The following is a 435-nucleotide window of genomic DNA, read 5'->3' on the forward strand; positions in this document are numbered from 1 at the left end:
GTGTAGACGTCGTCAGTGACGGTTGAAGGCTTCTTTTTTCTGGCAAAAACCATCGGCACGCCCAGGCAGTAGGCCGCCATGATGCCAGGAGCAATCCCGCTGGCTTCAGCGGTAAGGACCCGGGTGACGCCGGCATCCTTGAAGAGGCGGGCAAATTCCTCGCCCAGGGTCATCATCAATTGCGGGTCGATCTGGTGGTTGAGAAATGAGTTGACCTTCAAGACGTCGCCTGGCAGAACGACGCCGTCTTTCTTAATCCGTTCTTCTAAAAGTTCCATGTGACTCCTTTTAAAAAACAAAAACATCCGACAAACAAAAAAGCTTCTTTCGCCAAAGCTAGGCAAAAGAAGCAGCCGGCCAGGGCCGGCGTCTCCTAATACCTATAGTCCGGAGTTTACGGCTCCGGGTAGAGACTGCCGCCCGTATCGCGGCGAT

At 53.8% G+C, this 435-nt stretch carries 1 protein-coding gene and 1 riboswitch; the gene reads right to left on the minus strand.

The features are described 5' to 3' along the window. Nucleotides 1–278: type I phosphoribosyltransferase (locus lacNas_RS05345; protein ID WP_507762772.1), on the minus strand; the 278-nt coding region annotated here is incomplete at its 3' end. Nucleotides 279–363: 85 nt separating this feature from the next. Continuing rightward, nucleotides 364–435: riboswitch (purine riboswitch) on the minus strand. This riboswitch is flagged as partial in the annotation.

This window comes from Lactobacillus nasalidis, from assembly GCF_016587775.1.
Taxonomy (GTDB): Bacteria; Bacillota; Bacilli; order Lactobacillales; family Lactobacillaceae; genus Lactobacillus; species Lactobacillus nasalidis.